The organism is Aestuariivirga sp. (assembly GCF_041738905.1).
In the GTDB taxonomy this organism is placed as follows: Bacteria; Pseudomonadota; Alphaproteobacteria; order Rhizobiales; family Aestuariivirgaceae; genus Aestuariivirga.
Genome location: NZ_JBGSOZ010000043.1, coordinates 25,961 through 50,907, shown reverse-complemented (window position 1 = coordinate 50,907; position 24,947 = coordinate 25,961). Strand labels below are relative to the sequence as shown.

General features: G+C 61.0%; 24 protein-coding genes, 1 tRNA gene and 1 pseudogene. 11 read left to right on the top strand and 15 right to left on the bottom strand.

Translation table 11 applies throughout. The features are described from left to right. Nucleotides 1–36 precede the first annotated feature (36 nt). Both cmk and aroA read right to left on the bottom strand, forming a co-directional pair. On the bottom strand, nucleotides 37–651 hold the full coding sequence (gene cmk, locus ACEW8Q_RS03645; protein WP_373502692.1) for a (d)CMP kinase: 615 nt from the start codon (nucleotides 649–651) through the stop codon (nucleotides 37–39). Further along, a complete protein-coding gene (aroA, locus tag ACEW8Q_RS03640) occupies nucleotides 648–1,997 on the bottom strand; it encodes a 3-phosphoshikimate 1-carboxyvinyltransferase (RefSeq protein WP_373502691.1) in 1,350 nt (449 codons plus the stop codon). Before aroA ends, cmk begins: the two co-directional genes overlap by 4 nt. A 126-nt stretch (nucleotides 1,998–2,123) precedes the next feature. Between aroA and ACEW8Q_RS03635 the strand changes: the two genes are divergently transcribed. The 4 genes from ACEW8Q_RS03635 (at nucleotide 2,124) to ACEW8Q_RS03620 (ending at nucleotide 4,249) form a co-directional block, all read left to right on the top strand. After that, the gene (locus ACEW8Q_RS03635) at nucleotides 2,124–2,537 is read left to right on the top strand and encodes a TIGR02300 family protein (protein WP_373502690.1); all 414 of its coding nucleotides are present in this window, start codon (nucleotides 2,124–2,126) and stop codon (nucleotides 2,535–2,537) included. An 82-nt stretch (nucleotides 2,538–2,619) separates the two neighbouring features. Further along, nucleotides 2,620–2,695: transfer RNA gene (locus ACEW8Q_RS03630), tRNA-Ala, on the top strand. A gap of 87 nt (nucleotides 2,696–2,782) precedes the next feature. Then, nucleotides 2,783–3,157 (top strand): hypothetical protein, encoded by a 375-nt coding sequence (locus ACEW8Q_RS03625; RefSeq protein WP_373502689.1) that lies wholly within the window; start codon nucleotides 2,783–2,785, stop codon nucleotides 3,155–3,157. Between the two features lie 414 nt (nucleotides 3,158–3,571). After that, nucleotides 3,572–4,249: a recombinase family protein gene (locus tag ACEW8Q_RS03620; protein ID WP_373502688.1), complete on the top strand. Its 678-nt coding sequence runs from the start codon at nucleotides 3,572–3,574 to the stop codon at nucleotides 4,247–4,249. 227 nt (nucleotides 4,250–4,476) lie between these two features. Here the strand turns inward: ACEW8Q_RS03620 and ACEW8Q_RS03615 are convergent, their stop codons facing one another. After that, the gene (locus tag ACEW8Q_RS03615; protein ID WP_373502687.1) at nucleotides 4,477–5,244 is read right to left on the bottom strand and encodes a hypothetical protein; all 768 of its coding nucleotides are present in this window, start codon (nucleotides 5,242–5,244) and stop codon (nucleotides 4,477–4,479) included. Nucleotides 5,245–5,250: 6 nt separating this feature from the next. Then, on the bottom strand, nucleotides 5,251–6,663 hold the full coding sequence (locus tag ACEW8Q_RS03610; protein WP_373502686.1) for a hypothetical protein: 1,413 nt from the start codon (nucleotides 6,661–6,663) through the stop codon (nucleotides 5,251–5,253). A 314-nt stretch (nucleotides 6,664–6,977) separates the two neighbouring features. Between ACEW8Q_RS03610 and ACEW8Q_RS03605 the strand changes: the two genes are divergently transcribed. Both ACEW8Q_RS03605 and ACEW8Q_RS03600 read left to right on the top strand, forming a co-directional pair. Further along, the gene (locus tag ACEW8Q_RS03605; RefSeq protein ID WP_373502685.1) at nucleotides 6,978–7,430 is read left to right on the top strand and encodes a hypothetical protein; all 453 of its coding nucleotides are present in this window, start codon (nucleotides 6,978–6,980) and stop codon (nucleotides 7,428–7,430) included. Continuing rightward, entirely contained in the window at nucleotides 7,408–7,854 is a 447-nt protein-coding gene (locus tag ACEW8Q_RS03600; protein WP_373502684.1) for a glutathione S-transferase C-terminal domain-containing protein, read from the top strand. The genes ACEW8Q_RS03605 and ACEW8Q_RS03600 overlap by 23 nt, the downstream gene beginning before the upstream one ends. Before the next feature lie 161 nt (nucleotides 7,855–8,015). On the opposite strand, the gene ACEW8Q_RS03595 is transcribed toward ACEW8Q_RS03600, so the two are convergent. Next, on the bottom strand, nucleotides 8,016–8,651 hold the full coding sequence (locus ACEW8Q_RS03595; protein WP_373502683.1) for a pyridoxamine 5'-phosphate oxidase family protein: 636 nt from the start codon (nucleotides 8,649–8,651) through the stop codon (nucleotides 8,016–8,018). 10 nt (nucleotides 8,652–8,661) lie between these two features. Further along, nucleotides 8,662–9,135: a DUF1348 family protein gene (locus ACEW8Q_RS03590; RefSeq protein WP_373502682.1), complete on the bottom strand. Its 474-nt coding sequence runs from the start codon at nucleotides 9,133–9,135 to the stop codon at nucleotides 8,662–8,664. Nucleotides 9,136–9,336: 201 nt separating this feature from the next. Here ACEW8Q_RS03590 and ACEW8Q_RS03585 point away from each other — a divergent pair. Then, nucleotides 9,337–10,044, top strand: a pseudogene (locus ACEW8Q_RS03585) (IS110 family transposase); the annotation flags it as partial. Nucleotides 10,045–10,418: 374 nt separating this feature from the next. On the opposite strand, the gene ACEW8Q_RS03580 reads toward ACEW8Q_RS03585, so the two are convergent. The 8 genes from ACEW8Q_RS03580 to ACEW8Q_RS03545 form a co-directional block, all read right to left on the bottom strand. After that, the gene (locus ACEW8Q_RS03580) at nucleotides 10,419–11,075 is read right to left on the bottom strand and encodes a GntR family transcriptional regulator (protein WP_373502681.1); all 657 of its coding nucleotides are present in this window, start codon (nucleotides 11,073–11,075) and stop codon (nucleotides 10,419–10,421) included. Between the two features lie 200 nt (nucleotides 11,076–11,275). Beyond that, entirely contained in the window at nucleotides 11,276–11,719 is a 444-nt protein-coding gene (locus tag ACEW8Q_RS03575) for a VOC family protein (protein ID WP_373502680.1), read from the bottom strand. 9 nt (nucleotides 11,720–11,728) lie between these two features. Continuing rightward, nucleotides 11,729–12,493 carry an SDR family NAD(P)-dependent oxidoreductase gene (locus ACEW8Q_RS03570; protein WP_373502679.1) on the bottom strand — a complete coding sequence of 255 codons (765 nt, stop codon included), beginning with the start codon at nucleotides 12,491–12,493 and terminating at the stop codon, nucleotides 11,729–11,731. A 3-nt stretch (nucleotides 12,494–12,496) separates the two neighbouring features. Continuing rightward, complete coding sequence (locus ACEW8Q_RS03565; protein ID WP_373502678.1) at nucleotides 12,497–13,669, bottom strand: mandelate racemase/muconate lactonizing enzyme family protein; 1,173 nt, start codon at nucleotides 13,667–13,669, stop codon at nucleotides 12,497–12,499. Further along, a complete protein-coding gene (locus ACEW8Q_RS03560; RefSeq protein WP_373502677.1) occupies nucleotides 13,666–15,711 on the bottom strand; it encodes a dipeptide ABC transporter ATP-binding protein in 2,046 nt (681 codons plus the stop codon). Before ACEW8Q_RS03560 ends, ACEW8Q_RS03565 begins: the two co-directional genes overlap by 4 nt. Further along, entirely contained in the window at nucleotides 15,708–16,592 is an 885-nt protein-coding gene (locus tag ACEW8Q_RS03555; protein WP_373502676.1) for an ABC transporter permease, read from the bottom strand. The genes ACEW8Q_RS03560 and ACEW8Q_RS03555 overlap by 4 nt, the downstream gene beginning before the upstream one ends. A 2-nt stretch (nucleotides 16,593–16,594) precedes the next feature. After that, nucleotides 16,595–17,545, bottom strand: a complete 951-nt coding sequence (locus tag ACEW8Q_RS03550; RefSeq protein WP_373502675.1) for an ABC transporter permease — start codon at nucleotides 17,543–17,545, stop codon at nucleotides 16,595–16,597. Between the two features lie 101 nt (nucleotides 17,546–17,646). After that, complete coding sequence (locus ACEW8Q_RS03545) at nucleotides 17,647–19,167, bottom strand: ABC transporter substrate-binding protein (RefSeq protein WP_373502674.1); 1,521 nt, start codon at nucleotides 19,165–19,167, stop codon at nucleotides 17,647–17,649. A gap of 173 nt (nucleotides 19,168–19,340) precedes the next feature. Here ACEW8Q_RS03545 and ACEW8Q_RS03540 point away from each other — a divergent pair, with 173 nt between their 5' ends. Next, nucleotides 19,341–20,465, top strand: coding sequence for an ABC transporter substrate-binding protein (locus ACEW8Q_RS03540; protein ID WP_373502673.1), 1,125 nt, complete (start codon nucleotides 19,341–19,343; stop codon nucleotides 20,463–20,465). A gap of 49 nt (nucleotides 20,466–20,514) precedes the next feature. Next, complete coding sequence (locus ACEW8Q_RS03535) at nucleotides 20,515–21,645, top strand: mandelate racemase/muconate lactonizing enzyme family protein (protein ID WP_373502672.1); 1,131 nt, start codon at nucleotides 20,515–20,517, stop codon at nucleotides 21,643–21,645. Between the two features lie 9 nt (nucleotides 21,646–21,654). Here the strand turns inward: ACEW8Q_RS03535 and ACEW8Q_RS03530 are convergent, their stop codons facing one another. Then, nucleotides 21,655–22,863 (bottom strand): mandelate racemase/muconate lactonizing enzyme family protein, encoded by a 1,209-nt coding sequence (locus ACEW8Q_RS03530; RefSeq protein ID WP_373502671.1) that lies wholly within the window; start codon nucleotides 22,861–22,863, stop codon nucleotides 21,655–21,657. Between the two features lie 120 nt (nucleotides 22,864–22,983). Here ACEW8Q_RS03530 and ACEW8Q_RS03525 point away from each other — a divergent pair, with 120 nt between their 5' ends. After that, nucleotides 22,984–23,763: an SDR family NAD(P)-dependent oxidoreductase gene (locus ACEW8Q_RS03525; RefSeq protein ID WP_373502670.1), complete on the top strand. Its 780-nt coding sequence runs from the start codon at nucleotides 22,984–22,986 to the stop codon at nucleotides 23,761–23,763. A 13-nt stretch (nucleotides 23,764–23,776) separates the two neighbouring features. Then, entirely contained in the window at nucleotides 23,777–24,907 is a 1,131-nt protein-coding gene (locus ACEW8Q_RS03520; protein ID WP_373502669.1) for a zinc-binding dehydrogenase, read from the top strand. Nucleotides 24,908–24,947: the final 40 nt, after the last annotated feature.

Here is a 24,947-nt window from a genome sequence, read left to right as displayed (position 1 = left end):
GAAAACCGGGAACGGGGCAAGGTGGATATCCGCCCGCTAAAAAACCCGCTTGGCCGTGACTGCGGCGATTGCGGCGGCTGTTGCCTCTTCAACGTCCATTTCAGATGTATCGAGGATCACGGCATCGGCGGCGGCGGTGAGAGGGGCCGCGGCCCTCTGGCTGTCGCGCAGGTCGCGCTCGCGGATTTCCTGCAGCACGGTCTCGAAGTCATCGGCGTCCAGTTCCTTCTGCCGGCGCCTTGCCCGCACGTCCGCACTTGCAGTAACGAAGAGCTTCACGTCGGCATCCGGGCAAACGACCGTGCCGATGTCGCGTCCATCGAGAACGGCGCCCGGCAGCCGTCTTGCGAAGCCACGCTGAAAATCGAGCAATGCTGCCCTCACCTCCGGAATGACGGCGACGATCGAGGCTGCGGCCCCAACGGCCTCGTTCCGCAAGTCTCCGTCCGTGAAGTTCGATGGATCGAGACCGGCTGCAGCCGCAATGGCCGAGCCCCGGTCATGCGGGTCATGGCCCGCCCGCAGCACGGCAAGGCCCACCATGCGGTAGAGCGAGCCCGTATCCAGAAAGTGATAACCGAAATGCGCCGCAAGTGCCCGGGCGATGGTGCCCTTGCCCGCGGCGGCCGGCCCGTCGACGGCGATGATCATTTCGCATCCGGAGGGCCGATCCGGCCCCCCATGCCGTTCAGGAGGCCGGTGAAATCCGGGAAACTCGTCGCGATGAAGCGGCTGTCGTCGACGCTCGTGTAGATGCGCGAGGCGAGGCCCATGACGAGGAAGGACATGGCGATGCGGTGATCCATGTGGGTGGTGACCTTGCCACCGCCCGGAGCGCCGCCGCCCTGGACTTCCAGCCAGTCGCGGCCCGAACTTGTCGGAACGCCATTGGCCTGGAGGCCGGCCTCGACGGCGGCGAGACGGTCGCTCTCCTTCACGCGGAGTTCCTCGAGGCCCTCCATGCGCGTCGTCCCGTCGGCAAACGAGGCCGCAACGGAGAGGATCGGATATTCGTCGATCATCGAGGGCGCGCGCGATGCCGGCACCCTGATGCCATGCAGGCGCGACGACCGCACGTGCAGATCGCCTACCTCTTCGCCGCCAGCCAGCCTGCGGTTCTCGATGACGATGTCACCGCCCATCTCGACGAGTGTATCGATGAGCCCCGTGCGGGTGGGGTTCAGCATGATGTTCTCGATCACGATGTCCGAGCCCTCGGTGATGAGAGCCGCCACCATGGGGAAGGCGGCAGAGGAGGGATCGCCTGGAACGTCGATGGCTTGGGCCGTCAGTTCATGTTGGCCCTCGACCGTGATGTGACGGCCATCTTCCCGCTGTTCCACGGTGATTGCCGCGCCGAAGCCCTTCAGCATGCGCTCCGTGTGGTCGCGGGTGGGGGTGGGCTCGATGACGGAGGTCTTGCCCGGCGTGTTCAGCGCCGCGAGCAGCACGGCGGATTTTACCTGCGCCGAGGCCACAGGCAGCGTGTAGGTGACCGGCACCGGGTTCTTCGCGCCATGCAGCGTAAGCGGCAGGCGGTTGCCTTCGGAGGCCTCGAACGTCGTCCCGAACTGCGAGAGCGGAACCGTGACGCGGCCCATCGGGCGCTTCGACAGCGAAGCATCGCCGATGCAGCGCGCGGTGAGAGGTGTCGTCGCCATGAGGCCCATCGCCAGCCGGACGCCGGTGCCGGAGTTGCCGAAATCGAGCGGCTGATCAGGCGACCTGAGGCCCGCGATACCGACGCCCTGCACCCGCCACACATTGTCGGCGCCGCGCTCGGCCTTGGCGCCGAGCGCCGTCATGGCCTTCGCGGTGTTGATCACGTCCTCGGCTTCGAGGAGGCCCTTGATCGTGGTCTCGCCGATGGCGACGGCGCCGAACATCAGGGCCCGGTGCGACATCGATTTGTCGCCCGGAACGCGAATGCGGCCTTTCAGGCCTTGCGCCTTGCGGGAAATGAGAGGAAGGGGTTCAGCGATGTGGGTGTTGCTCATGGGCCGCTCCGATACACGATCGGGTCGGGCTCTGTCACCCCCGCTTTCATTGGCTTTTGACATTGGCGCGAAGAAGTGCCATGGAGCCCCCAATCATGTCATTTTCCGTCGTCGAAAGGATCAACCGTGGTCAAAGCTGAACTCGGAACAAAGCGGACGTGCCCGTCCTGTGCGGCCCGTTTCTACGATCTCCTGAAGAATCCCATCGTTTGCCCCAAGTGCGGCGCGAACTTTGTCGCTGCCTCCGTGCTGCCCTCCAAGGGCGACATGCCGGCCATGCCGCCCGTGCCCAAGCCCCGCGAGATCGAGGCCGACGACATCGAAGTGGCGGACGTCGAGCTCGTCAGCCTGGAAGATGCCGAAGCACCCGACGTCGCTGACGACGAGACCGCTGGCATCGAGGACGTGGATCTCGGCGATGACGCCGGCGATGCCGAGGGCGAGGACGATACGTTCCTGGTCGAGGAAGAAGAGGAGGGCGACAACATGTCCGGCCTACTCGATGGCCCCGGCGGCAAGGAAGACGAAGAAGAGAGCTGAAAATTCTGCTTGCGTGTTCGCAGCGGCGGAACTAGGTTCCGCCCCGCTTCGCCACACCCAAGTGGCGAGTTCGATGGTTCAAGGGGTCATAGCTCAGTTGGGAGAGCGCTTGAATGGCATTCAAGAGGTCGGCGGTTCGATTCCGCCTGGCTCCACCATCCGTCTGATACCCTCAATAATCCCATATTTGATTGGCTTTTCTAAATCGACGTTTTGGGCCGAGTCCCAGTCTGAGTCCCAAAGCCATGATAACCCTCCATGCTTCTGAAATGAGGCAACGGTCGGGCAATTCTTCGTTCTTCGAAATCTTGCGCCAAGCAGGCACACTGGGTTTTTCAGGTTATTGCTTTAGTATTTCAAAGGCTTGTGCGAAAAAAGATAAATCGGCAAAAAACGGGTTTTCCTCGCATGCATTGGAAATCTTTAGCGATGCTTTTCAAAGTGTCGGGATTGTCGGCATTGGCATTTTTGAACGATTTCAATGGTTTAATTCGGAAGGCCGAAAAACCGTCTGGAGGCTGGAGCTTTCAATATATGTAAATGATTTCAATCGCTTGCGCCGATTGTGGCGATATTGGACGAAACCAGCTTTTGAATGCCGACAGAATGCCGACATGTAAAAGTGTCGGGATTGGCATTTTTGAACGATTTCAATGGTTTAATTCGATAAAAATGTGAATGCCGACAATTCCGACACTTTCCGGTTTAAGATGCAAAACAGGCAGGTTTTAAGGCCTGCCATGTTTGCATGTAAAACACTTGCGAGTCCTTGTGAGGACGTCGAGTTATGTCAGGGAAGGATTCGCAATAGACCGAAAAAAGCGCAATTCTGGAGACCCTCTTTTCTGGCCTTTAGAGCTTGGCGCTTCATGAGAGCTTCAAAAGGATAGGCTGCTTGCGCACAATATCCTCCCAACCTTCTGGCGGAGAGTTTCTTGCGGCCTTTTCATTTACCTTGTGCCCATGCCTGACTCGATTGTGCAGCGCAACACATGATAGGCTGTTTCCAATTCCTGAGAACTGGAAACAATATAATGACCAAGTCCACCAAATCACTCACCAAAGCCGTTGGCTATACTCGGCAAAGCTCGGCTGCAAACGTGGGAGCCGACAAGGACTCTGAGACACGCCAGCGGACGGCCATCACAGGTCATGCCCGTGCTCATGGATACGACATTGTCGGCTGGTATTGTGACGCTGCTGTCTCCGGCGCGGACCCTATCACAGACCGTCCGGGCTTTTCGGAGATGCTGACCCGGCTCATCGCCAATGGCGCAAAGACGGTCATCGTGGAGTCGCCAGACCGCTTCGCCCGCGACTTGATGGTACAGCTTACCGGACATGACCTGCTCAAGGCACAAGGCATCACCCTGATACCGGCGTCAGCGCCAGACTTCTTTGCCGAGGACACACCTACTGCGGTGCTGGTGAGACAGGTCCTTGGTGCTATCGCGCAATTCGACAAGGCTACCACGGTTGCGAAGCTGGCAGCGGCACGGAAGCGCAAGCGTGAAGCGAATGGAAAGTGCGAAGGTCGCAAGTCGATTGCCGAGCGCGAACCGAAGGCCGTTGCGAGGGCAAGGGAGCTTGCCAGCGTCCGCAAGATGAAGCCGTCTCTCAGGTCCATCGCGGCCACACTTGCCGATGAAGGCTTCCATTCGAGCACTGGCCAGCCCTTCACCGCGAAGACAGTGGCAAGCATGCTAGCGTAGTGACTGCTCACAACATCCGGGACGTTGCGAGGTCGAGTCATCATCGGCGCGGCCTTTTTCTTGTCGGCATGGCCTCGGCAAGCCGGCCGCGACCTGAACCCCGGCAGGGGGCGAACCGAAAATCGCAGACCCCCTACCCCCTTCGATGCCCCGGTGACTACCCGTGCCCCACATTGAGAAATATTTTTGGGAGTTTTTTCGGCCCTCATATGATGAGGGCCTTTTGCTTAAGGCGCGCGAAGGTCCGCAATAAAGCGCATGGCCACTTCGTGAACCGTCCTGAAATCCGCAATCATCTGAGGGTGGAAACCGACCGGACGCGGTTCCTCATTTGGCGACCGTGTAATCCAAGCGCGAAAAGACGTGAGCCCCGCTTGCTCCCGGTCAAGCTCATCAGCTCTCGCATAATCGTGACCTCTAATCGCCTGCCAGCGCTCCTGCTCAATGGCGTTGTACCGGTCCACGTTCGCATTGCTCACGGTGTGGGGCGGGATATAGAGCGGCACCCGGTGCGCCAAGCTATGGCGGAATCCAATCAGGTAGGCGAACCAATCGGCCATGCCATCAAGGTAGCCTTGCATCGCCGGAGTCAGCGAACCGCGAACATGCACATAGTCTGGCGTCAAACCAATGTCCCGGTTCGCCAAGGGCTTGCCGTTCGGCCTCGTGACATTCTTCTCCAGCGTCCAAATCCTCGCCAGATTGTCGAGACTGCCGAATACGCCGATATAGAACGCATGGATATTGATTTCCGCGCTGTTTCTCGACTCGGTGCTTATCGGCTCGACTTGCCCCGGAGGGATGATGTGGAAGACATTGATGACACACTGAAGCAGCACCCCGACGCGGCGCGCAAGGCCGTGATGTGCAAACTCCTTGGCGTTGGCATTGGCGAACGGGTGAAGTAGATATGCCTCCAAGATTTCCACCTTCAGCGGCGGCAGTGTCGCAAGCGCTTCTTCAATTTCGGCAGCGGCTTCCGGCGTGTAGGTCATGAAAAGCTACCTACCGTTCTTCTCTTCGGCCTTCGCACGATGCTTTTCCACTCCGGCGCGGACGACTTCGATTGCTTCCCTGTAGTATTGGTCTGCGTCGGGAATAAGCATTGTCCGGTTTACGCCTTCCTGTAGGTTCTCCTTTGTAAGCACAAGCACCCCGAGCTTTTCAGCCTGCTCCAAGTCCGCAGCGAGCTTTTCGCGCGCTAGCGAGGACACGATTGCAGGAATGACTTGCAAGTGACCATTGTTGCTCCGCTGGAGTCGTTCCTTTACCTCTTCCGTTCTCTTGACGATGTTCGCAAGTTTGTTTTCGGCCTTGAGCAGTCCAAGTGTGCATTCGACTACGGCAATGCTTCCGTTTGGTGTAGCGACGATGAGGTCAGCAGCGTCAGACGTTTTTGCCGTTGCACCGAGATGCGCGGCGCTGAAACCCAACATCCAAAGCAGCCAAGACACGCCAGTTTCCAAATCGTGTTGCGGCTTACCCTTTGCGCTACCTTCCGCAAACTGAAGGAAGCCGTTGAGTATCGAAAGACCGGGGTCGAACGCTTCATAGGCCGCACGGCGGGGGTTCTGAAAGTTGGCGTTGTCGGCAATCCAATAGGAACTTTGAGCGACTCCGTTGTAGCAAGCGATACATTGAACCACGGCAGCCCTCGGAACCTCGATAGAGACGGAACCGACTTGCAGGTCATCAATGACTTCCCATTTCATGGCGTTTCCCGCCACGGTATCCCGGACGATGACTTCTCGATTGAGAAGCACCCTGTAGCCGATGGATGCCTTCTCAACCGGCAAGCCATCAACGACTCGAATCTTCATATTTGCAGTGGTGCCGGTCACGGCTGATTCAGAATCCACAACGGCCACGTTGTGAGCAACGGCCTCGAATACGCATTGATTCCCGGCAATCTCTCCGATTGAGTAGTACGAAAGCAATTCGTGAAGCCCGTCAAACGGAGTCGGCGTAGCCTTCAACTCCCAATCGAGAGGCACGGTGTCAACTGACGGACCACCTGAATCAATGCGCAGGACATTCATGCGACTCTGACTGGCCAGCCCCGCAGCATGGAAAGGCTGAAACGTGGTGTGAGTGTTGCCGAAGCCATCTATCGGAAAATGAAGGTCACCGTTCGGCGTCTTGACGGTGCCTGACAATATCTGTTGCACAAGTTCGCGCGGGGTGGATTTCAGGTCAGAAAGCCGATACTGACCCGCTCGAATTCTCTCTGTTGCGATGTGGGAGAAGGGCACCCGTGTCTTGTGAATGTAGTACAGACGGCTGCAAATCAAGACGTACTGACCTTGATGCAGTAATGCCAGATAGTTGAAGGTGACTTCGGATTTGCCGCCGCTTGTGGGCGCTATCGCACTGAAAAACTGCTCGGCTTCCGTATTGAGTTTCAGGCCTGTCATGGCGCTACACTTCCGAGAATAGACCATAATAGAGGTTCCATGCCCACGATGTGCGGGTTTGAACCTTTTCTAGGCAAGTGACATCAACGATTGGCGTGGTCTTGCACATGCCGAGCATGAGTGCGTATCGGTGGTTTTCGACATGCGCCAGACGATATGACGTGAAAGCGAGCGCAGCAACTAAGACAACAATGACGGTTGATTTCATGTTCGCAGTCCCGGCATGATGCCGTGACGATAACACGGGTTCCGACAAAGTCGAGACACGTACCCCGACAATTTGCGCGCCGGGAAAGTCGTGTTAATAATCAGGAATGCAAGAGACGGCGAAGCAGACTCTAACATCAATCCGCGACCTTCTCGACACTCTGGAGGTTGAAATTGCTAGCGGCGCGACACAACAGCAAAGCCTCGTGGCCGGCTTCGAATTGCCCGACATCATCCGGGATGTTGTCGATTTGCTAGTGCCGGAGATTCGACCTTATGAAGCGACGTTCTATCTCTACATGCTGCGTCATTCCGTTGTGGAGACCGGCACTCAGCTAGTGCGCGTTTCCCGGCGCGGTCTAGCGGACGTGGTGAAGTCGCCTGCGTCCCGTGGCGGCAATGGCAGCGAATCAGGGAAGGCCAGCTATGAGACGGCCAGACTCACGCTAGAGGGTCTGGAAGCCATCGGCGCAATCAGGCGTGAGGCTGTGCGTCAGTTCATAGGTGTTGGGTTGGCCATCGCCGGCGAACAGGCGCTTGCCCTTTCCCCTTGCGCCTGAGGACGTGAAGCCGCTCCTCCTTCGTCACATTCAGCAAGGGGCAGCCCATCTCGACTGGCTTGCCGACATGCTGTCAGATGGTCGACCCTTCATCCTCGGAGACTCCGTCAGTGTCGCAGATCTCGCGGCCTATTCGACCTTCTGGGTACTACACACGCAAGGCGGAGATGAATCTGTGGCGCGGTTGCCCTATGAAGGGTTGCGGGTATGGGCATCACGCGTGGCGGCACTGGGCCATGGGACGCCCACCGAGATGAGTGCGGAGGAGGCGCTGAGGATTGCCCGCGAGACGCGGCCGGAAATGCCGCTGGCAATTGGTGATCACGATCCTTCAGGCCTAAGGGTCGGCTCCATTGTGTCAGTGAGAGCGGATGATACGGGCCGTAAACGCGGCAGTGTTGTGCTGAAGGTGGCAACCAGTTAACTCGGGACTTCGGGACAAATCATGATTGCACCAGACAAGACAAGTATGTCGCTGTCGGACGCTTACCTCGGCCATATTCAGAGTGTGTCAAGCAAGGCAGGACTTTAAAACGCAGTATACGCTGCGCCGTCGAATTTGATGACTTCGCGCAAGCGTCTAGACTATGAATGTTGCATGCCTTGCACGAGGATCTTTAGCTGGCTGATCTCGATCTCGAGTTCAGCAATTCGCCGGTCGCGCTCGGCGAGGGCTGCGGTCACGTCGGCGGCCTCGAAGCGCTGCGGAATGTGTTGCGGGCAATTGGCGTCCCAAGCCGAAACGGTAAAGAGCACCACCTGCTCGGGCCTTGCCTTGTAGTCCTCCGGCATCAGGTCGCCGATCAGCGCGGCATCACCCTCGACGACCTTGGCAGTGCCCCAGATCTTGATCCGCCGCCGATGCGCATAGTCGATCAGGAACAAGTAGGCCTTCGGATTGTCGAGCAGGTTCCCGCTGGTGACGTACTGGCGGTTGCCGGCATAGTCGACGAATGCGATGGTGCGCTCGTCCACAACCCGCAGGAAGCCGGGCGGCCCGCCGCGGTGCTGGATATAGGGCTGGCCCTCTGCATTGGCTGTGCCAAGAAACACGCTGGTCTGCGCCGCGATGAAGGCAGCGAGATCGGGCGTGATGGTTGTCTCCCACGAGCCATCCTGCTCCATCCGGGCAAATCCCCTGCGCGAGCCCTTCCGGGCCTGCAGAGCCTTCACCGTATCCGTGAACGCGATGTCGCTGGCGAAGGATGTTGCGCTGTCCATGTTGGCCTCCTCAGAGTCCGAGAGCTGAAAGGCCCGGGTGGTCATCCGGGCGGCGGCCCTGAGGCCAGCGGAACTTGCGGTCGTCCTCCCGGATCGGCAGGTCGTTGATGCTGGCGAACCGTGTCTGCATCAACCCATGTGCATCGAATTCCCAGTTCTCGTTGCCATAGCTGCGGAACCACTGGCCGCTGTCATCGCGCCACTCATAGGCAAAGCGCACGGCAATGCGGTTGGCGTCGAAGGCCCACACGTCTTTGATCAGCCTGTAGTCGAGTTCGCGCGCCCATTTCCGCGTGAGGAACTGTTCGATCGCATCGCGGCCCTGGAGGAACTCCGCGCGGTTGCGCCAGCGTGACTCCAGAGTGTAGGCAAGGGCCACGCGAGACGGGTCGCGGCCGTTCCAGGCGTCCTCGGCCATGCGCGCCTTCCGGGCCGCGGTCTCGGCATTGAACGGCGGCAATGGCGGGCGGTCTGTAGAGGTCATGATCTGAAACCTTGTTGTGCGGGTGAGCGATGCGGAACGGCTCCGCACAGAGTGCGGAGCCGATAGGGATGATCAGGCGGCGTTGGCCGTTGCCTCCACCACGGGGAAGTCGATCACGGTCTTGCCCACTTCGTTGATGTAGTTCGTCCAGGTGTTGAGGGCCACGTGCTGGACAATCTCGATCACCTGGGCATCATCGTATCGATGCGGTTTGTTCAGATGAAGAGCGAGGAGCAGCAGGCTGTTCTGGTGCTCCATCGATCGAGGGAGCTGCTGGTGCGGCAGCATACGATGCTGGTGAATGCCCTGAGGGCGCATCTCGCGGAGTTCGGCATTGTCATGAAGCAGGGCAAGGCCGGTGCTGCGGCAGTTGCTGCTCTTGTCGAAGATGCAGAGAGCAGTACCCTCAGCTCTGCAGTGAGAGAGGCTCTGTTGCCTCTTGTGGAGCAGCTGCGCCACACTGAAGAACGCGTCGCCCGCCTCGAACAAATGATTGTCGAATGGCACAAGAACAATGCCACGAGCCTGAGACTGGCGTCGATACCCGGCATCGGCCCGATTACGGCGAGTGCCATCGTGGCAACGATCACCGACGCCCGACTCTTCTCGTCAGGCCGGCATCTCGCCGCATGGATTGGGCTGGTCCCGCGACAGAACTCCAGCGGCGGCAAGGAACGGCTGGGTGGCATCACCAAAAAGGGGGATGGCTACATCCGCAAGCTCCTGGTTATCGGCGCCAATGCCGTTCTGCGGTTTGCTAGAAAAGGCAGCCCGAGTTCAACGAGGTGGGCGAGCAGTCTCCTGACAAGGAAGCCGCACAAAGTCGTGGCCGTAGCCCTGGCGAACAAGATGGCAAGGATCAGCTGGGCGCTCCTGGCTCGCAATGAGGTGTTCCGGCCAGCTGCATAGGTCTGCGCCAGAACAGCAAGACTGAGTTCGACCAGATTGGCGGGGTGCTGAGGATGTGATGGCAATCGGTCGAGAACCGGGATTGGAACAACCCGATCAGTGGTTTGATGCGCCAGCAAGCGCGATGACCTGTATGGGATCTGATCCGCGGACTTCATCAGGGCCAGCGGTCATATGTTACCGCGTCAACAGGCCGGACACATGACCGCACCCGACCACCGCCAGAACATCAGAAGGCTCTTACCAAAAGGAGGCCGTCCACACATGCCCCTGAAGATTTCCTCCAGATAGGTTTAAAGTCCGGCCCAGGATCCTCTGCCTCCATTCTCTGGATCAGCCATGCAAAGCCCAGATCCAAATAGGAGAAACCTTGTTCAAGGAGCGGGCTTTTTTGAAACAAACCGTTGCCGTCGCAACCGGAGGACATGATCCTCGATTTCCTGGTGAAGTCTATCAGCATCTCCTTTGGCCAGGAGATCCCGCAGACGGCGGTGCTGGGGGCCCATCACCTTCGCATCGCGTTCGTCGCGTATCTCGTGACCAAAGACGATGAAAACGTGACGCGCCAGCGCCTCCCACAAGGTCGCGACGATGGCGTTGCCTGAGAGGCGGCAGATTTCGCGGTGGAAGCTCAAGTCCGCCTTGCTGATCTCCAGCCATTCCAGCCGTTCGGCTGACCTTTCCATATCAACGATGATCTGATCGAGACGGGCGAGCACGCCGTGGTCTGCCTTGCAGATCGGCGCGGCATCAGCCAGTGCCAGACGTTCAAGTGCGATGCGTGCCTGGCAGATCTGATTGACCCGCAGATCATCGAATGTGGCAACGCGCGTGCCCCGGTGCGGAACGCTTTCGACGATGCCTTGCGCTTCCAGAATCTTGAGGGCTTCGCGGAGAGGAACGCGGCTCATGTTCAGCAGGCTGGCGAGTTCGGTTTCGATGATCCGCTGTCCCGGCAGCAACGCTCCTGCCGAGATGCCGGAGACGATGGCGTTTGCCGCCTGTTCCGCCAGGCTTTGGGCACGCGCCATGCTCAAGACCGGTATGGACGGGGCCACGGGTTGTGCTGCCTTCAGCATGTTTTTTCGATTTCGTTCAAAGTATTGAGCAATCCGGTTCGGTTATGTGATCTGGACGTCCCCATAGCAGCCCACAATTCCGATTGCACCTGCAACATCCGCAATTTCGATGCCTGCGCGATCCTTGGTGGATTGATGCCAGTCATGCTCGCTCACCAGGAAGAAGGCGCTTCGACCAGTTCAATGAGAATGCCATTCGGATCGCGGAGATAGCCGGCCTTGAGGCCTTGCACGGGGCCGTTGTCGACCAGCGTCACCTCGCCCTGCGGAATGGCGCCTGCTGCAATGAGCTCGGACCAAGTGGCTTCAATATCGGTCACGTCGAAGCAGACATGCGCGGCGCAAGCCATGTTGGGGTCGATGGCGTCCGCCCGGCCCGCACCCGAAGTGTACTGGATGAATTCGATATGAGCGCCGTGGCCATAAAGGTGCGCCACCAGAAGTTCAGCTCCTTTGACACCTGTTACTCCCGACTGCCATGAGCCGGTGCGGGGCGAGACGGAGCGTGCCTCGAACCCCAGGGCCGTGGTCCAGAAGCGGACGGACCGGTCCATGTCCGTCACCGTGAAGCTCGTGTGGTTGAAGCCGATGATCATGGATGCCTCTCAGGTGAAGCCATAGGCGGTCCAGCCGCCGTTCACTTCCAGAACGTGACCGGTCATATATGACGCGCGAACCGGATCGAGCAGGTAGGCGATGCCTTCGGCGACCTCGCTCTCCTCGCCGAAGCGGCCCATTGGTGTGCGCCGGTTGATGGCGGAGGGATCGAAACTTCCGGTGTCGGCCAAGGCACGCGTCGTCTCGTTCATGATGTAGCCGGGTGCGATGGCATTGACGCGGATGCCGCGCTCCGCCCATTCGATGGCTTGCATCTTCGTCAGCGCGATGAGCGCGCTCTTCGACACACAATAAGGCCCCCTGCCCGGTGCCGCCACCTGCCCGAGGACGGAGGAGACATTGACGACAGATCCGCCGGATTGCATACGCGGTACGGCGGCGTTCGAAATGGCGATCGGCGCCATCAGGTTCACCTCGAAGACCTTGCGCCAGCGCTCGATTGATATCTCAAGCAATGCACCATGATCCCATGTCCCCGCATTGTTCACGAGGCCGTCGATGCCGCCCCAATGGGCCGTCATGGCGTCGAGAATGGCGTCAACGGCAGCAGGATCCGTGACGTCGCCGCCCCAGCCGAGGCCCTGATTGTCACCGAGCTGACTGACTGTCGCTTCCGCTGACTTTCGATCACGGTCGAGAATAGCAACGCGAGCACCGCGCGCCGCCAGCAGCTTCGCCGTTGTGGCGCCGATGCCGGTGCCGCCACCTGTAATGAGGATGCGGCGGCCGTCAAAATCCAGCCCCTCCGTCATCGCTCACGCCACCTTGAAACGCTGCAGCATGTTTTCATCAAGCGTTACGCCCAGCCCTGGGCCCATCGGCAGCGGAATGCGGCCGTCAACCACCGGCAATTCAGCGCTGCACAATTCGCGGCGCAGGGCCGAGTCCGCCAGTTCGCGTGGCAGGAATTCGATGAAGGTACACGTCGGCGCCACGGCTGCGAGATGTGCCGATGCGGCGATGCCGATGGCTGACTTCCAGCAATGCGGCACGACGGCAAGTCCACGGTCACGGGCATGCATGGCCACGCGCTTCGCCTCCGTCAGGCCGCCCACACGGCCGACATCGGGCTGAACGACGTCCACCGCCTTGGCATTCATGAATTCCAGAAATTCGAAGCGTGTGTTCTGCCACTCTCCAAGGGCGATCTTGACGGGCGAGGCATGGCATAGCTTGGCATAGCCCTCGACATCGTCAGACGGCAGCGGCGTCTCGACGAAATAGATATCCTCGTCCGCGAACATCTCGATGGCGCGCAGCGCTTCCTTCCAATCGCGCCATGCATAGGCAACGTCGACCATGAGAGTCATGTCGGCCCCGACAGCCTTACGGATGTCGCGCACCATGCGCGCGCAGTGGCGGTCATCCTCGATCTGCAGCGAGTTGTGGGAATATGGCCCCTTCAGGCAGATCTCCAGCTTGGCGGCGCGGAAGCCAAGCTTCTGCGCGGCAAGTGCCCGCTCCTGCAGCACGCGTCCATAGGTTTCGAGATCGTCGCCCTCGGGCAGCAGCGAGGCATAAGGCGTGATCGTCTTGTTGGTGGCGCCACCCATCAATTGCCAGCACGGCTTGTTCTCGATCTTGCCCACGAGGTCCCACAGCGCCATGTCGAGCGCGCCGATGGCGCAGATGCCGAGACCGCGGCGGCCGGTCATGGCGGAGCCGATGTAGAGTTTCTCCCACAGGCCTTCCACATCGCGCGGATCCTTGCCGATCAAGGTCTCACGCAGGCCCAGTCCCATGATGTGCGTGCCGGGCGCCTCGATCATCGCCTTCGCGACCCATGGATTTGTATCCGTCTCGCCGATGCCGACGTGGCCAGAATCCGTATGGATCTTGACCACGATGTTGTCCTGCGCCGAGGAACAGGCATCGGCCCGGAAATCCGGCACCAGGAGAACGAAGCATTCGACGGCCGTGATCTTCATGTGTGGACTTCCTTCACTCTGGTTGGGCTGGCGTCAGGCACGGCGTGTTCACTGAGATCGGCAACGGGGATGTGGCAGCGGATGGCGAGGCCGCCGCCCGCATCCTGCCAGGGGGGCTCGACGTCGACACAGGTCTGACCAAGTTGAAAGGCGCAGCGCCCGGCATAGGCGCATTTCGGCTTCACGCCTGGTAGCCGCGGCGCGGCAGGCCGGCGGGGCTTCGACGCCCGCACCACATCGATGCGCGGCACGGCTTCCAGAAGGCTGAGTGTGTAGGGGTGATGCGGCGGCGCGTAGATACGCTCGACAGGGCCGACCGACATGAGTTCGCCGCCGAACAATACGCCCACACGATCGGCAAACGAGCGCACCACGGCGAGATCATGGGAGATGAAGAGCATGGCCACGTCGCGGTCGGCGCGCAGCTTGCCCAGCAGTTCGAGGATGTTCGCCTGGACCGACACGTCGAGCGCGGAAAGCACCTCGTCGCAGATCAGCAATTGCGGATCGGCAATCAGCGCCCGCGCGATGGCCACGCGCTGGCGCTCGCCGCCCGAAAGCTCGTCCGGGAAACGACGGGCATAGGCGCCATCGAGGCGCACGTCCGCAAGCGCAGCAGCAACGCGCGCCCTGATATCGCCCGCCTCGCCCAACAGTTCCAGCGGGCGGGCCAGGATGGTACCGATCCGCGCGCGCGGAGTGAGCGAGGCCTCGGGGTTTTGAAAGACAAACTGGATGCGGCGACGCTGGTCCGGCGTGCGGTGGCGCACGAGGGGCGCAAGCGGTTCGCCATTGAAGAGGATGCGGCCCTCGCGCGGTGCCAGAAGCCCGCTGACGGCGCGCGCCATCGTGGACTTCCCACTCCCCGATTCGCCGACGAGCGCGAAGGTTTCGCCCCGCGCCACGGTGATGTCGACCCTTCTCACGGCATCCGTCAGGCGGCCCGGAAACAGCCGGCCCCAGATTCCGTGCCGCTGCCCATAGGCGATGCTGACACCCTGAACCTGCAAAAGCGGTGCAGTATCCATTCTTCTGATTGAAACAGAAGAATTGGACTGCCGCAGGCGTGGCGCTGCGGCATCAGGCCAACGCCAGCATGCCGCCAGATGGTTCCTTCCGGTTTCGAGCAAGGCCTGAGGTTCTGCGCGGCAGCGCGGCGTTGCCAGGTCGCAGCGCGGGGCGAAGGCGCAGCCGGGCGGCAGTTCGTTCCGCCGCAGGAAGCCGCGCAAGGGCGAAGGGCCATCGCCCTTTGGCTTGTCGATGCGCGGCACCGAGTCGATGAGCCCTTGCGTATACGGATGGCGCGGCGCCCCGAAGAGTTGATGAGTCTTGGCCACTTCGACGAGATGCCCCGCATACATCACGCCGATCCGGTCGGCGATCTGGGCGAGCAACCCCAAGTCATGGGTGACATAGAGCATCGCCATGTCGAGCCGCAACCGCAGACTGTTCAGCAGGCTGCCGATCTGCTGCTGCGTGGTGACGTCGAGGCCCGTCGTCGGTTCGTCGAGAACCACAAGATCGGGATCGCAAGCGAGCGCCAGCGCGATGCAGACGCGCTGCTGCTGACCGCCCGAGAGCTGGTGCGGAAACCGCGTGATGAGATCGGCGGCGCGCGGCAGTCCGACCAGTTCGAACAGATCCCGCGCACGCGCCGCAGCCGCATCGCCTGTCATCGACTGATGCAGGAACAGCGTCTCGGCGATCTGGTCGCCCACCCGCATGGACGGGTTCAGCGCCGTCGTCGGATTCTGCGGCACGAAACCGATGCGGTTGCCGCGCAGCTTGTCGAGGTCCGGACGGCTGAGGCGCAAGAGGTCATCGCCCTTGAACTTCACACGGCCCGTTCCGATGCGCGCGTTGTTGTGGCGATAGCCCAGAAGAGTGAGCCCCACGGTCGACTTGCCGCAACCCGATTCCCCGACGAGGCCCAGAACCTCGCCGCGGTCGATGTGGAAGCTCACGCCATGCAGGACCTGCGTCCACCTCTCGCCCGTACGGAAGGAGAGCGACAGATCCTCGACATCCACGAGCCTTGTCATTGCTGCACGCCCAGTTTCACCGTGCGGCCCAGGATTCGCGCCAGTCCTTCGGTGAAGAGATTGAGCCCGACGACCAGCGAGGCGAGCGCCAGGCCGGGGCCGATGACGGTCGCCGGAGCGATGAGCAGAAGCGAGCGGTTCTCGCTGATCATCAATCCCCATTCGGGAGTGGGCGGCCGCAACCCGAAACCGAGAAAGCCCAGAGAGCCGATGAGCACGGGCGCATAGCCCGCGCGTAGGGCGAACTCGACCAGCAGGATGCCGGTGGCGTTCGGGAAAAGCTCGCGGCGCATGACCGACCAAGCGCTTTCGCCCCGCAGCCGCGCGATTGTCACGAAGTCGCGCGTGGCAATCTCGATCGCAGCGGTGCGCGCCATGCGGGCGATGCGCGGGGCATAGACTAGCGCCACCACCAAGACCACGAGCACCGGATTGCCGGAAAGTTCAGGCCCGGCAGCGACCATGGCGAGGAGTGCGAGGACGAGAAAGGGAATCGAAATCAGGGCTTCCAGCAGACGCTGCACGACGTTGTCGATGATGCCGCCCGCATAGCCCGAGAGGAGCCCGATGATCGAGCCGATGACAAGCCCAAGCGCGGTTCCCGACAGCGACAGGAGCAGGACCACATGACCGCCATGAACGACGCGGCTGAAGACGTCACGCCCAAGCTGGTCGATGCCGAAGGGGTGAACGAGGCTCGCAGGCGCCAAGGGCAGGCCCGCTCCCATCTGCGAATAACCGTAGGGCGCCCAGAACGGCCCTGTCACCGCCACGAAGAGGTGGACGAGCAGGATGACCGCACCGATGCGGAGGCTCACTGGCGTCTGCCGCAGCATCGCGAAGAAGCCCTGTGCGGCGGGCGCCTGTTCGGTCACCGTCATGGCTAGCCCGTCCTCAGCTTGGGATTGAGGAGGATGGCTCCGGCATCGGCGATGAAGTTGGCGGCGATGTAGACGCTGGCCGACAGCAGGATGGTCGCCTCGATCAGCGGGAAATCGCGCAGTTGCAGGCTGTCGACCAGAAGGCTGCCGAAGCCCGGATAGCTGAAGACCTTTTCAACCACCACGACTCCGCCCACTAGATAGGCGAGGTTAAGTGCCGTCACATTGAGTGTGGGCACCAGCGCATTGGGCAGCGCATGACGCCAGACGACACGGCCTGCTGGCACGCCGCGCAGTTCCGCCATGCGGATATAATCGGCATCGAGAACCTCGATGAGATTGTCGCGCAGCATGCGCACGGCATAGACCGCCATGACGATGGCGAGAGTCAGCGCCGGCAGCGTCGTGGCGCGGAGATACTCCATGAAGTCAGACGTGTGATCGACCGTCGACATGGCCGGCAGCACGGGAATGAGCAGGACGAAGGTCAGAAGCAACAGCGTGCTCAGCAGGAAATCCGGAATGGACAGGAGCACCAGGGTCGCGACCGACAGGGCGTGATCGACAGGGCGGTCACGCCGGATCGCCTGCAGGATGGCTGGAAGTGTTGCGAGCGGTACGTAAAGGATGAAGGCATAGATGGAGAGGAAGGCCGTGTTGACGATGCGGGGACCAAGCACCTCCATCACCGAGCGCGAACTGACCAGCGACTGGCCGAAATCGCCCTGCAGCACGCCCCACAGCCAGCGGCCGTAGCGCAGCAGCGCCGGATCGTCGAGATGCATACGTTCGCGCAGTGCTGCGAGTGTTTCGGGCGTTGCGTCGCGGCCGAGTATCCGGGTGGCGACGTCTCCCGGCAGAATCTCAAGCACGGCGAAGATCAGGAAGGACACGAGGAGCAGCGTGAACAGCGCGAGAAGAAAGCGCTGGGCGATCAGGCGTGCGATAAACACCGCTGTTTCGACCCTCTGCTGGAAGCGGAACTGTTATCCGCTGGTTGGGAATATGCGAGACCAGTCCCGGAAGGTTTGCTCCCGGGACCGGTAATATCGCGCTACTTGGTGCAACTCAGATCTTCGAAATTGAGGTTGAAGTTCTGTGCGCGTGGCGTGTAGCCGGTGCAGCCCTTGCGCAGTGCAAGAACCTGATGGACGAACATTGGCAGGATCAGGCCACCTTCATCAGCAAGAAGTTTGCCAACTTGCTGATGCAGCTTGATGCGCTCAGCCTGGTCGACCGTGGTGTTGGCCTTGAGCAGCAGGGCATCATAGTCGGGCCGCTCCCAGTGGGTTTCCTTCCACTTGGCCGTCTGGGTATAGGCGACGGCAAGGCCCTCGCCCGGCGGGCGCATCGACCAAGCCGAGGTGACGATGGGCTTCTTCAGCCAGACGTCGTCCCAGAAGCTTTCCGCTGGCGTCACCACAACGTTGATGTCGAAGCCGGCGGGCCTCGCCATTTCGGCGAAGACCTGTGCCATGCGCACCATGCCGGGTACGCCCTCGGCGGTGAAGAGGTCGAACTTGAGGCCATCGGGGTGACCGGCCTCGACGAGCAACTTCTTTGCCAGCTCGATATCCTGCTTCGGCGCCTCCGTGACAAAGGATGCCGGACTCTTGAGCGGCACCGGATTGTCGGCGGCCGTCTCGCCGAAGCCCAACAGCACGGTGTCGACCATCGCTTGCCGGTCAACCACGGCTTTCAGCGCCTGCCTCACCTTGATGTTGTCAAAAGGTGCGGTGTCGACCCACATCGAGATGGTCATCGAGTTCGAGGCGCCGGTTTCCAGAAGCTGGACGTTGGGATCGTCCTTCAAGGTTGGAATGCCGGTCGGATCGACGTTCAGCACCAGATCGACCTGACCCGCCTTTATGGCGGCAACAGCGGCCACCGGCTCCTGTGCCACGGTGATCCGCAGGCAATCGGCCTTGGGCTTTCCGGCATCCCAGTAGCTGGGGTTCTTGCGCAGGATGCGCACGGGATCATTCGGCGTGAACTGTTCTTGCATGAACGGGCCAGTGCCATCGGCCTTCAGCCGCAGGTCTTCATGCTTGGCGCCGTCGGGCACGATGTTGGTGAACTTGTTGGTGATGAGGATCGGCAGTTCGACCACGGGATTTTTCGTGGTGAAGGACACGGTGTATTTGTCCACCGCCTTGATGCCTTCGGGATCGAGAAACTCCAGCACGGCCTTGGCGCCCGAGCCCAGGGCTGGGTCGAAGTAACGCTTGAACGTGTAAACCACGTCGGCAGACGTGAAGTCCTTGCCGGAATGAAATTTCACGCCTTCGCGGAGCTTGAAGGTCCACGTCTTGCCATCGGGCGAAACCGACCATTCGGTCGCCAGTTCCGGGATGGTCTGGAAGTTATCGTCGACATCGATCAGCCGGTTGTAAACGGCGAAGGTATGGTAGGCGTCGTCACCCGAATGCATGTCGGCGGGGTCCATCGACTGCTTTTCACCCGACCATTCATAGCCAAGTATCTTCACGCACTCGTCACCCGCGGCAGCGAAGGCCGGGCCCGCCCATGCAGTGGCAAGCAGCGCCACAGACGTCATCAATGTCCGATATCTCATCCTGTTTCTCCCGTGCTGGCGCAGGGCTTTCACATGCGAAGAACGGCAATTCGAGCCCTTGCGATAGCTTTTGCAAATTGCCGGCGTTGCCTGGTGGTCGGGCACGTGCTAAATGTATTCAGAATAACAAGTGCTGTCAAGGAACGGAGCTTCCGCTGATTTGTCTGAAGGGCATGACCTGGCAGAGCCGGCGGGCTGTCGATCCGTTGGTAGCAAGCCTTCCCGCATTTCGCACCACCCATCCCGGAATTGACATCGAGTGGACCGCGCGCTCGCTCGCGGGATTTGAGTTCGAGCCCGTGGAGCAATTGGCCCGGCGCTACGACCTCATCATCCTTGATCATCCCTTCATGGGAGATGCGGCACGGAAGGGCTATCTCCTCAGCCTCGACGAAGCGATCATCGGAAAAGATTCCGATTATGTAGGTCCATCACTCGCGACCTATCGCCTTGACGGACATACCTATGCCGTGCCCGTCGATGCCGCCTGCCAGGTTGCGGTATTCCGGCCCGACCTGATGCAGCGTCTCGACCGGCCGCCGCCACGCACATGGAGAGAGGTGCTTGCCCTCGGCCAGGTGGCCGAACGCCAAGGCCTCAAGCTCGCCATCGGTCTCGCGAGCGTCCACAGCCTGATGACGTTCTTCACGCTGATGGCAGGCCTGGGTCAGCCTTGCGCCACCTCTCCGGATGAACCATTCTGCGATGGGCCGGCTGCCAGCGAAGCGCTGTCGCTGATGCGCGCCCTCCTCTCATTCTGTCCAGCCCAGGTCCTCGACTGGAACAGCATCAAGCTTCACGAGATGATGGTGGCGGAGGATCTTTTTGCCTACTGCCCTGCCGTCTATTGCTATGCCACCTATGCAGAGGCCGACCAGCGGAAGCCCCTGCGCTTTGCGGATCTGCCCGGAGCCGCACGACCATCACCGACGGGTTCTACGATTGGCGGTACTGGTTTAGCGATTGCCGCACATTGCTCATCGCCCGACGCCGCGCGGGCCTATGCGCGATTTGCGGCGCGCGCTCAGACCCAACTCGACTTTGCCCGCCACCATGGCCAGCCCGCCCGCATCGAAGCGTTTGCCGACGTGGCAATCGACCAGACTTTCGGCGGGTGTTTCTCCGCTACGCGCGCCACGCTTGAAGGTAGCTGGATCAGGCCGCGCTATGCCGGATACCTTGGCTTCCAGGAGCATGGCGGACAGTTGATCGAGAGCCACTTGCGCGGCGATCTCGGCGAGGCGGCGCTGCTCGAGAAGTTGCGCACTGCCTTCGCGGCGTCTGGTGCATCCGCTTGACCGCGGCGACATTCTTCAAAACCAGCAGCGTTACTTGCAGAGGCATTCCATGAAGATCACCGGCATCGAGGTTATCGAACTGCGCGTTCCCGGCTGGGAGGGCCTGACTTTCGACGGCTCCTATGACAATTGCATCATCAAGATATCAACCGATGCGGGACTCATTGGAATTGCGGAAGTGGACAGCGTGCCCTCCGTCATCCGTGCGATCATCGATGCGAAGCGATCGCACACCCACGCCATGGGATTGAAGACCGTGCTTCTCGGCCGCGACCCATCGAAGGTCGAGGCGCTGTGGGACGAGATGTACGATGCGACGAGCTATTATGGCCGGCGCGGCGCCGTGATCCATGCGGTCAGCGCGCTCGACATCGCGCTCTGGGACCTGCGCGGCAAAGCCATAAACCAGCCGCTGCATGCGCTGCTGGGGCCGACGAAGCGCGATCGGTTGCTGGCATATGGGACGGTCTACCCGCTGGGCAATACACCCAACGAGGTGCGCCGCAACATCGACCGGGGGCTGAAGCTGGGTCTCAAGGCCATCAAGATCGTCGCCGATCCGTTCTGGCGTGACGACATCGATCTCTGCGCCACATTGATCCGCACAGCGCGCGAGCATGTGGGACCAGACGTCCGACTGATGGTCGACGCAGCAACCGCGTGGGGCAAGGCCGAGGAAGGCCTGCCGCTGATGCCGCTGTTCAAGGAGCACGGCTTCGCATGGGTGGAGGCACCCTTGCCGCTGGATGATCTCGAAGGCCACGCACGCTTCCAGGGGTTCGGCGTTCCCATCGGCGGCGGCGACCTGGGGCTGACGACATGCGCGGAGTATCGCGAGATGTTCGACATCGGGAAGATCGACATCGCGCAGCCCGATGTCACCATGGTCGGTGGCATTACGGAACTCATGCGCGTGGCGAGCCTTGCGCGGTCCAAGGGCAAGCGGGTGGTCACCCACGGCTACAAGTCGAACATCACGATTGCCGCGAACCTCGCCTTCCTGTCGCAACATGATGCCGACGAACCGTGCGAGTACTCGACCAGTGAATCGCCCTTGCGCTGGAACCTCACGAAAGAAGCGTTCCCCATCGGTCCTGACGGGCGCATCGCAATCCCGCAGGGTCCGGGGCTTGGTGTCAGCCTGAACGAGGAGACCGTGGCGCGCTTCCGCATCGCCTGACGCCCGCTCTCAATCGACGCGCAGGCGCTGGATGAGATCCTCGTTCAATTCGATGCCCAACCCCGCGCCTTGCGGAAGGTCCATCTTGCCGTCCTTCAGCGTGACTTCAGGCGAAGTCAGCTCGCGCCGCAGCCTGCTGTCGAAGACATGTGGCGAGACATATTCGAAGTAAGGCGCGGCAGGACACGCAGCCTGAAAATGGCGTCCGGCAGCCGAGGTGATGCCGGTCTTCCAGCCATGCGGTATCACCTGTACGCTGGCCATCTCGGCCATGTCCGCGATGCGGCGGATTTCGGTCAGTCCGCCCGACCGCGTGATGTTGGGCTGCACCACCGCGACGCGACCGCGCTCGATCCATTCGCGCACTTCGTGACGGCCGGCAGCTGCTTCCGCACCGCAGATGCGGATGGGGCTCATGGCTGCAAGCCGCGCATGGCCTTCGAGATCGTCGTGCTGCAAAGTTGCTTCAGCAAAATAGATGTTGCAGTCGTCAATCCGCTGCAGCACCCAGAGCGCATCGTGCCAGCTCTTCCAGCGGTAACCGAAATCGAGCGCCATGGTGATGCCATCGCCCAGCATGCGGCGCCCGTCATGGATCAGCTTCACGAGTTCGGCGTCGCTTACCAGATCGTAGAACAGCACCTCCATCTTCACGGCACGGAAGCCGAGGCCAAGCGCCTTCGCGAACTGTCGGCCGATCTCCTGCATCAGCTCCGCCACGCTGCGGCCGTGCGCCAAGCCCGGATAGATCGTGCAATAGGGTTCGAGTGAGGCACGCCGCGCGCCGCCCATCAACTTGTATGCGGGAAGGCCAAGCTGCTTGCCGGCGAGGTCATGCAGCGCAATGTCCAGAGCGCCAATCGCATGAAGCCCAAGGCCGCGCCGGCCGTGCCAGAAGGTGCCCTCGTACATCTTCTCCCAGAGGGCCGTGATCTCGACTGGATCCTCGCCGACGAGGATTTCAGGAATATTGCGGCTCCAGCCATGCATGGTGGCCGTCTCGATAAACGCCTTGATCACATCGGGCGGCGCATCGGTCTCGCCAAAACCAAAGCGGCCCTGCTCGTCGAAGACCTTCACGATGACATTTCCAGCGAGCCCGTCGAGGTCGTTGCGGTCAACCTCCGCAACGACAAGAGGAATGACCTCGACCCGCGCAATCGGACAAACCGAACGGGCAGAAGTCGTGGGAGCCATGCCGCTTGCCGGGAGCTTCATGCGCCTGTCTCCAAACCCTCTTGCGCCACTACATAATCTGTATACATTTAGCAAATGAATAGAAGGCCAGGCAATTCTGTCAAGGACAGGTTGCCGGGTGACCCACCTGGGGAGATGGCAATGGCTCGCAAATTGGCTGGGCGTCGCGCTTACGTTACTGGCGGTTCGAGTGGAATTGGCGCCGCCGTCGTAGCGGCCCTTGCTGCGGAGGGCGCAGACGTCGCAATCGGTGCGTCGAAGCGCGCGGGCCAGGCGGAAGCCGCTGCCGCAAAGCTCACGGCGGAAGGACGGCGCGCGATTGTCGTCAAGGCCGATCTCTCCAACCGGGCGGAAACCGATCGCGCTGCTGATCAAGTCCTGAAGGAATTAGGTGGCCTCGATATCTTCGTGCATTGCGCCGGGATCGACGTGACCGAGACCCATCCAACACATGACACGCCGGACTACACGTGGGACCAGATGTTGGCCATCCACCTGACCGCCGCCTTCCGGCTGTCCAAGCGACTTCTGCCAGCCCTCCTCAGAGGCAAGAACCCCTCGGTCACATTCGTTGGTTCTGTCGCCGGGCTTGTCGCCTGGGAGGGCGATGTTGCTTACAATGTTGCAAAGGCAGGACTGCATCATCTCGCCCGCTGCATTGCCGCCGACTATGCCAAGCAAGGACTGCGGGCCAATGCAATTGCACCGGGCGTGATCGATACGCCGCTCACGCGAGGCTATGCGTCGGGCATGGAGGGCGGCGAAGAGGCAGGCATGAAAGTGCTCTCGGGCCTTCATCCGATCGGGCGCTACGCCAGGCCGGAAGAAGTTGCAGCCACCGTACTGTTCCTCGCCTCGGACGAGGCCGGATTCATTACTGGCACGGTCCTTCCGGTCGACGGCGGCATGACGATGATCTGAGGAGAGAGGGCGCATGGCACAACTCGACATGCTGGCAGCTGTCTGTACTGCCCCTGGCGAAGGAGACGTCCTCGATCTGCGCCGTGTGCGCGTCGATGACCCGCATGAAATGGAAGTCAGGGTGAAGTTGGAGACCACGGGGATCTGCCGGTCCGACATCCACTACTTGCGCGGCGTCTGGGCTCATCCCAAGCCAGTCATTCTCGGTCACGAGGGATGCGGCATCATCGAGTCGGTAGGGCTCGGCGTTCCGAAGTCACGGATCGGCGAAAAGGTGGTGCTGACCTTTACCCCGTCATGCGGTCATTGCCGATTCTGCGTCGAGGGCCGGGTCGTTCTCTGCGAAGAAGTGGCCCGCGCTGCGGCACTCGGCACCATGTGGGACAATACCACGCGATTCTTTGACATGGATGGAACACCTCTCCATCACCTCAGCCTCGTGTCGTCGTTTTGCGAGTATACTGTCGTGCCGCACAACGGCGCCATTCGCATTCCGCAGGAGACCCCCTCCGACCAGGCCTGCCTCCTCGGCTGTGGGGCGATGGCCGGCATTGGCGCGGCAGTCAACACAGCGCAACTGCGTCCCGGCGACAGCGTCGCGGTGTTTGGATGCGGCGGCGTAGGCCTGAGCGTGATCCAGGGTGCGAAGCTCTGCAATGCGCTTCCGATCATCGCGGTCGATGTGCGGGCGGAGAAGGAAGCGGAGGCAAGGCGTTTCGGCGCAACGCATTTCGTCAATGCATCGTCCACTGACCCTGTCGCCGCGATCCGCGACATCACCGCCGGTGGAGCAGACTTCACGTTTGAAGTGACAGGAAATGTCGAGCAGGCGGAGCTTTGCTACAAGGCGACGCGGCGCGCCGGCACGACCGTACTCATTGGCCAACCGGCTGAAAACGCGATGGCAGGTTTTCCGCCATATGGAATCGCGCAGGACGAGAACCGCATCATCGGTTCGAGCTATGGCTCCACCCGTCCGATGATCGACTTTCCAAAGACGCTGAGGCTCGTGAAACACGGCCTGCTCGACCTTGAGGGACTTGTGAGCGAGGTCTGGCCTTTCGAGAAGATCAATGAAGCGATCACCCTGGTGGAGACTGGCCGGGTCAATCGCATGGTGCTGAATTTTCCAGGGACGAAGTGAACTCGAAGCCGAAACGCCGCAGAAACCAGGGAGAACTGAC

Coding starts and splice junctions, on each gene's coding strand:
- cmk (WP_373502692.1), bottom strand. CDS start 651: ATGATCATCGCCGTCGACGGGCCGGCCGCCGCGGGCAAGGGCACCATC.
- aroA (WP_373502691.1), bottom strand. CDS start 1,997: ATGAGCAACACCCACATCGCTGAACCCCTTCCTCTCATTTCCCGCAAG.
- ACEW8Q_RS03625 (WP_373502689.1), top strand. CDS start 2,783: ATGATAACCCTCCATGCTTCTGAAATGAGGCAACGGTCGGGCAATTCT.
- ACEW8Q_RS03620 (WP_373502688.1), top strand. CDS start 3,572: ATGACCAAGTCCACCAAATCACTCACCAAAGCCGTTGGCTATACTCGG.
- ACEW8Q_RS03615 (WP_373502687.1), bottom strand. CDS start 5,244: ATGACCTACACGCCGGAAGCCGCTGCCGAAATTGAAGAAGCGCTTGCG.
- ACEW8Q_RS03610 (WP_373502686.1), bottom strand. CDS start 6,663: ATGACAGGCCTGAAACTCAATACGGAAGCCGAGCAGTTTTTCAGTGCG.
- ACEW8Q_RS03605 (WP_373502685.1), top strand. CDS start 6,978: ATGCAAGAGACGGCGAAGCAGACTCTAACATCAATCCGCGACCTTCTC.
- ACEW8Q_RS03595 (WP_373502683.1), bottom strand. CDS start 8,651: ATGGACAGCGCAACATCCTTCGCCAGCGACATCGCGTTCACGGATACG.
- ACEW8Q_RS03590 (WP_373502682.1), bottom strand. CDS start 9,135: ATGACCTCTACAGACCGCCCGCCATTGCCGCCGTTCAATGCCGAGACC.
- ACEW8Q_RS03580 (WP_373502681.1), bottom strand. CDS start 11,075: ATGGCGCGTGCCCAAAGCCTGGCGGAACAGGCGGCAAACGCCATCGTC.
- ACEW8Q_RS03575 (WP_373502680.1), bottom strand. CDS start 11,719: ATGATCATCGGCTTCAACCACACGAGCTTCACGGTGACGGACATGGAC.
- ACEW8Q_RS03570 (WP_373502679.1), bottom strand. CDS start 12,493: ATGACGGAGGGGCTGGATTTTGACGGCCGCCGCATCCTCATTACAGGT.
- ACEW8Q_RS03565 (WP_373502678.1), bottom strand. CDS start 13,669: ATGAAGATCACGGCCGTCGAATGCTTCGTTCTCCTGGTGCCGGATTTC.
- ACEW8Q_RS03560 (WP_373502677.1), bottom strand. CDS start 15,711: ATGACAAGGCTCGTGGATGTCGAGGATCTGTCGCTCTCCTTCCGTACG.
- ACEW8Q_RS03555 (WP_373502676.1), bottom strand. CDS start 16,592: ATGACGGTGACCGAACAGGCGCCCGCCGCACAGGGCTTCTTCGCGATG.
- ACEW8Q_RS03545 (WP_373502674.1), bottom strand. CDS start 19,167: ATGAGATATCGGACATTGATGACGTCTGTGGCGCTGCTTGCCACTGCA.
- ACEW8Q_RS03540 (WP_373502673.1), top strand. CDS start 19,341: ATGACCTGGCAGAGCCGGCGGGCTGTCGATCCGTTGGTAGCAAGCCTT.
- ACEW8Q_RS03535 (WP_373502672.1), top strand. CDS start 20,515: ATGAAGATCACCGGCATCGAGGTTATCGAACTGCGCGTTCCCGGCTGG.
- ACEW8Q_RS03530 (WP_373502671.1), bottom strand. CDS start 22,863: ATGAAGCTCCCGGCAAGCGGCATGGCTCCCACGACTTCTGCCCGTTCG.
- ACEW8Q_RS03525 (WP_373502670.1), top strand. CDS start 22,984: ATGGCTCGCAAATTGGCTGGGCGTCGCGCTTACGTTACTGGCGGTTCG.
- ACEW8Q_RS03520 (WP_373502669.1), top strand. CDS start 23,777: ATGGCACAACTCGACATGCTGGCAGCTGTCTGTACTGCCCCTGGCGAA.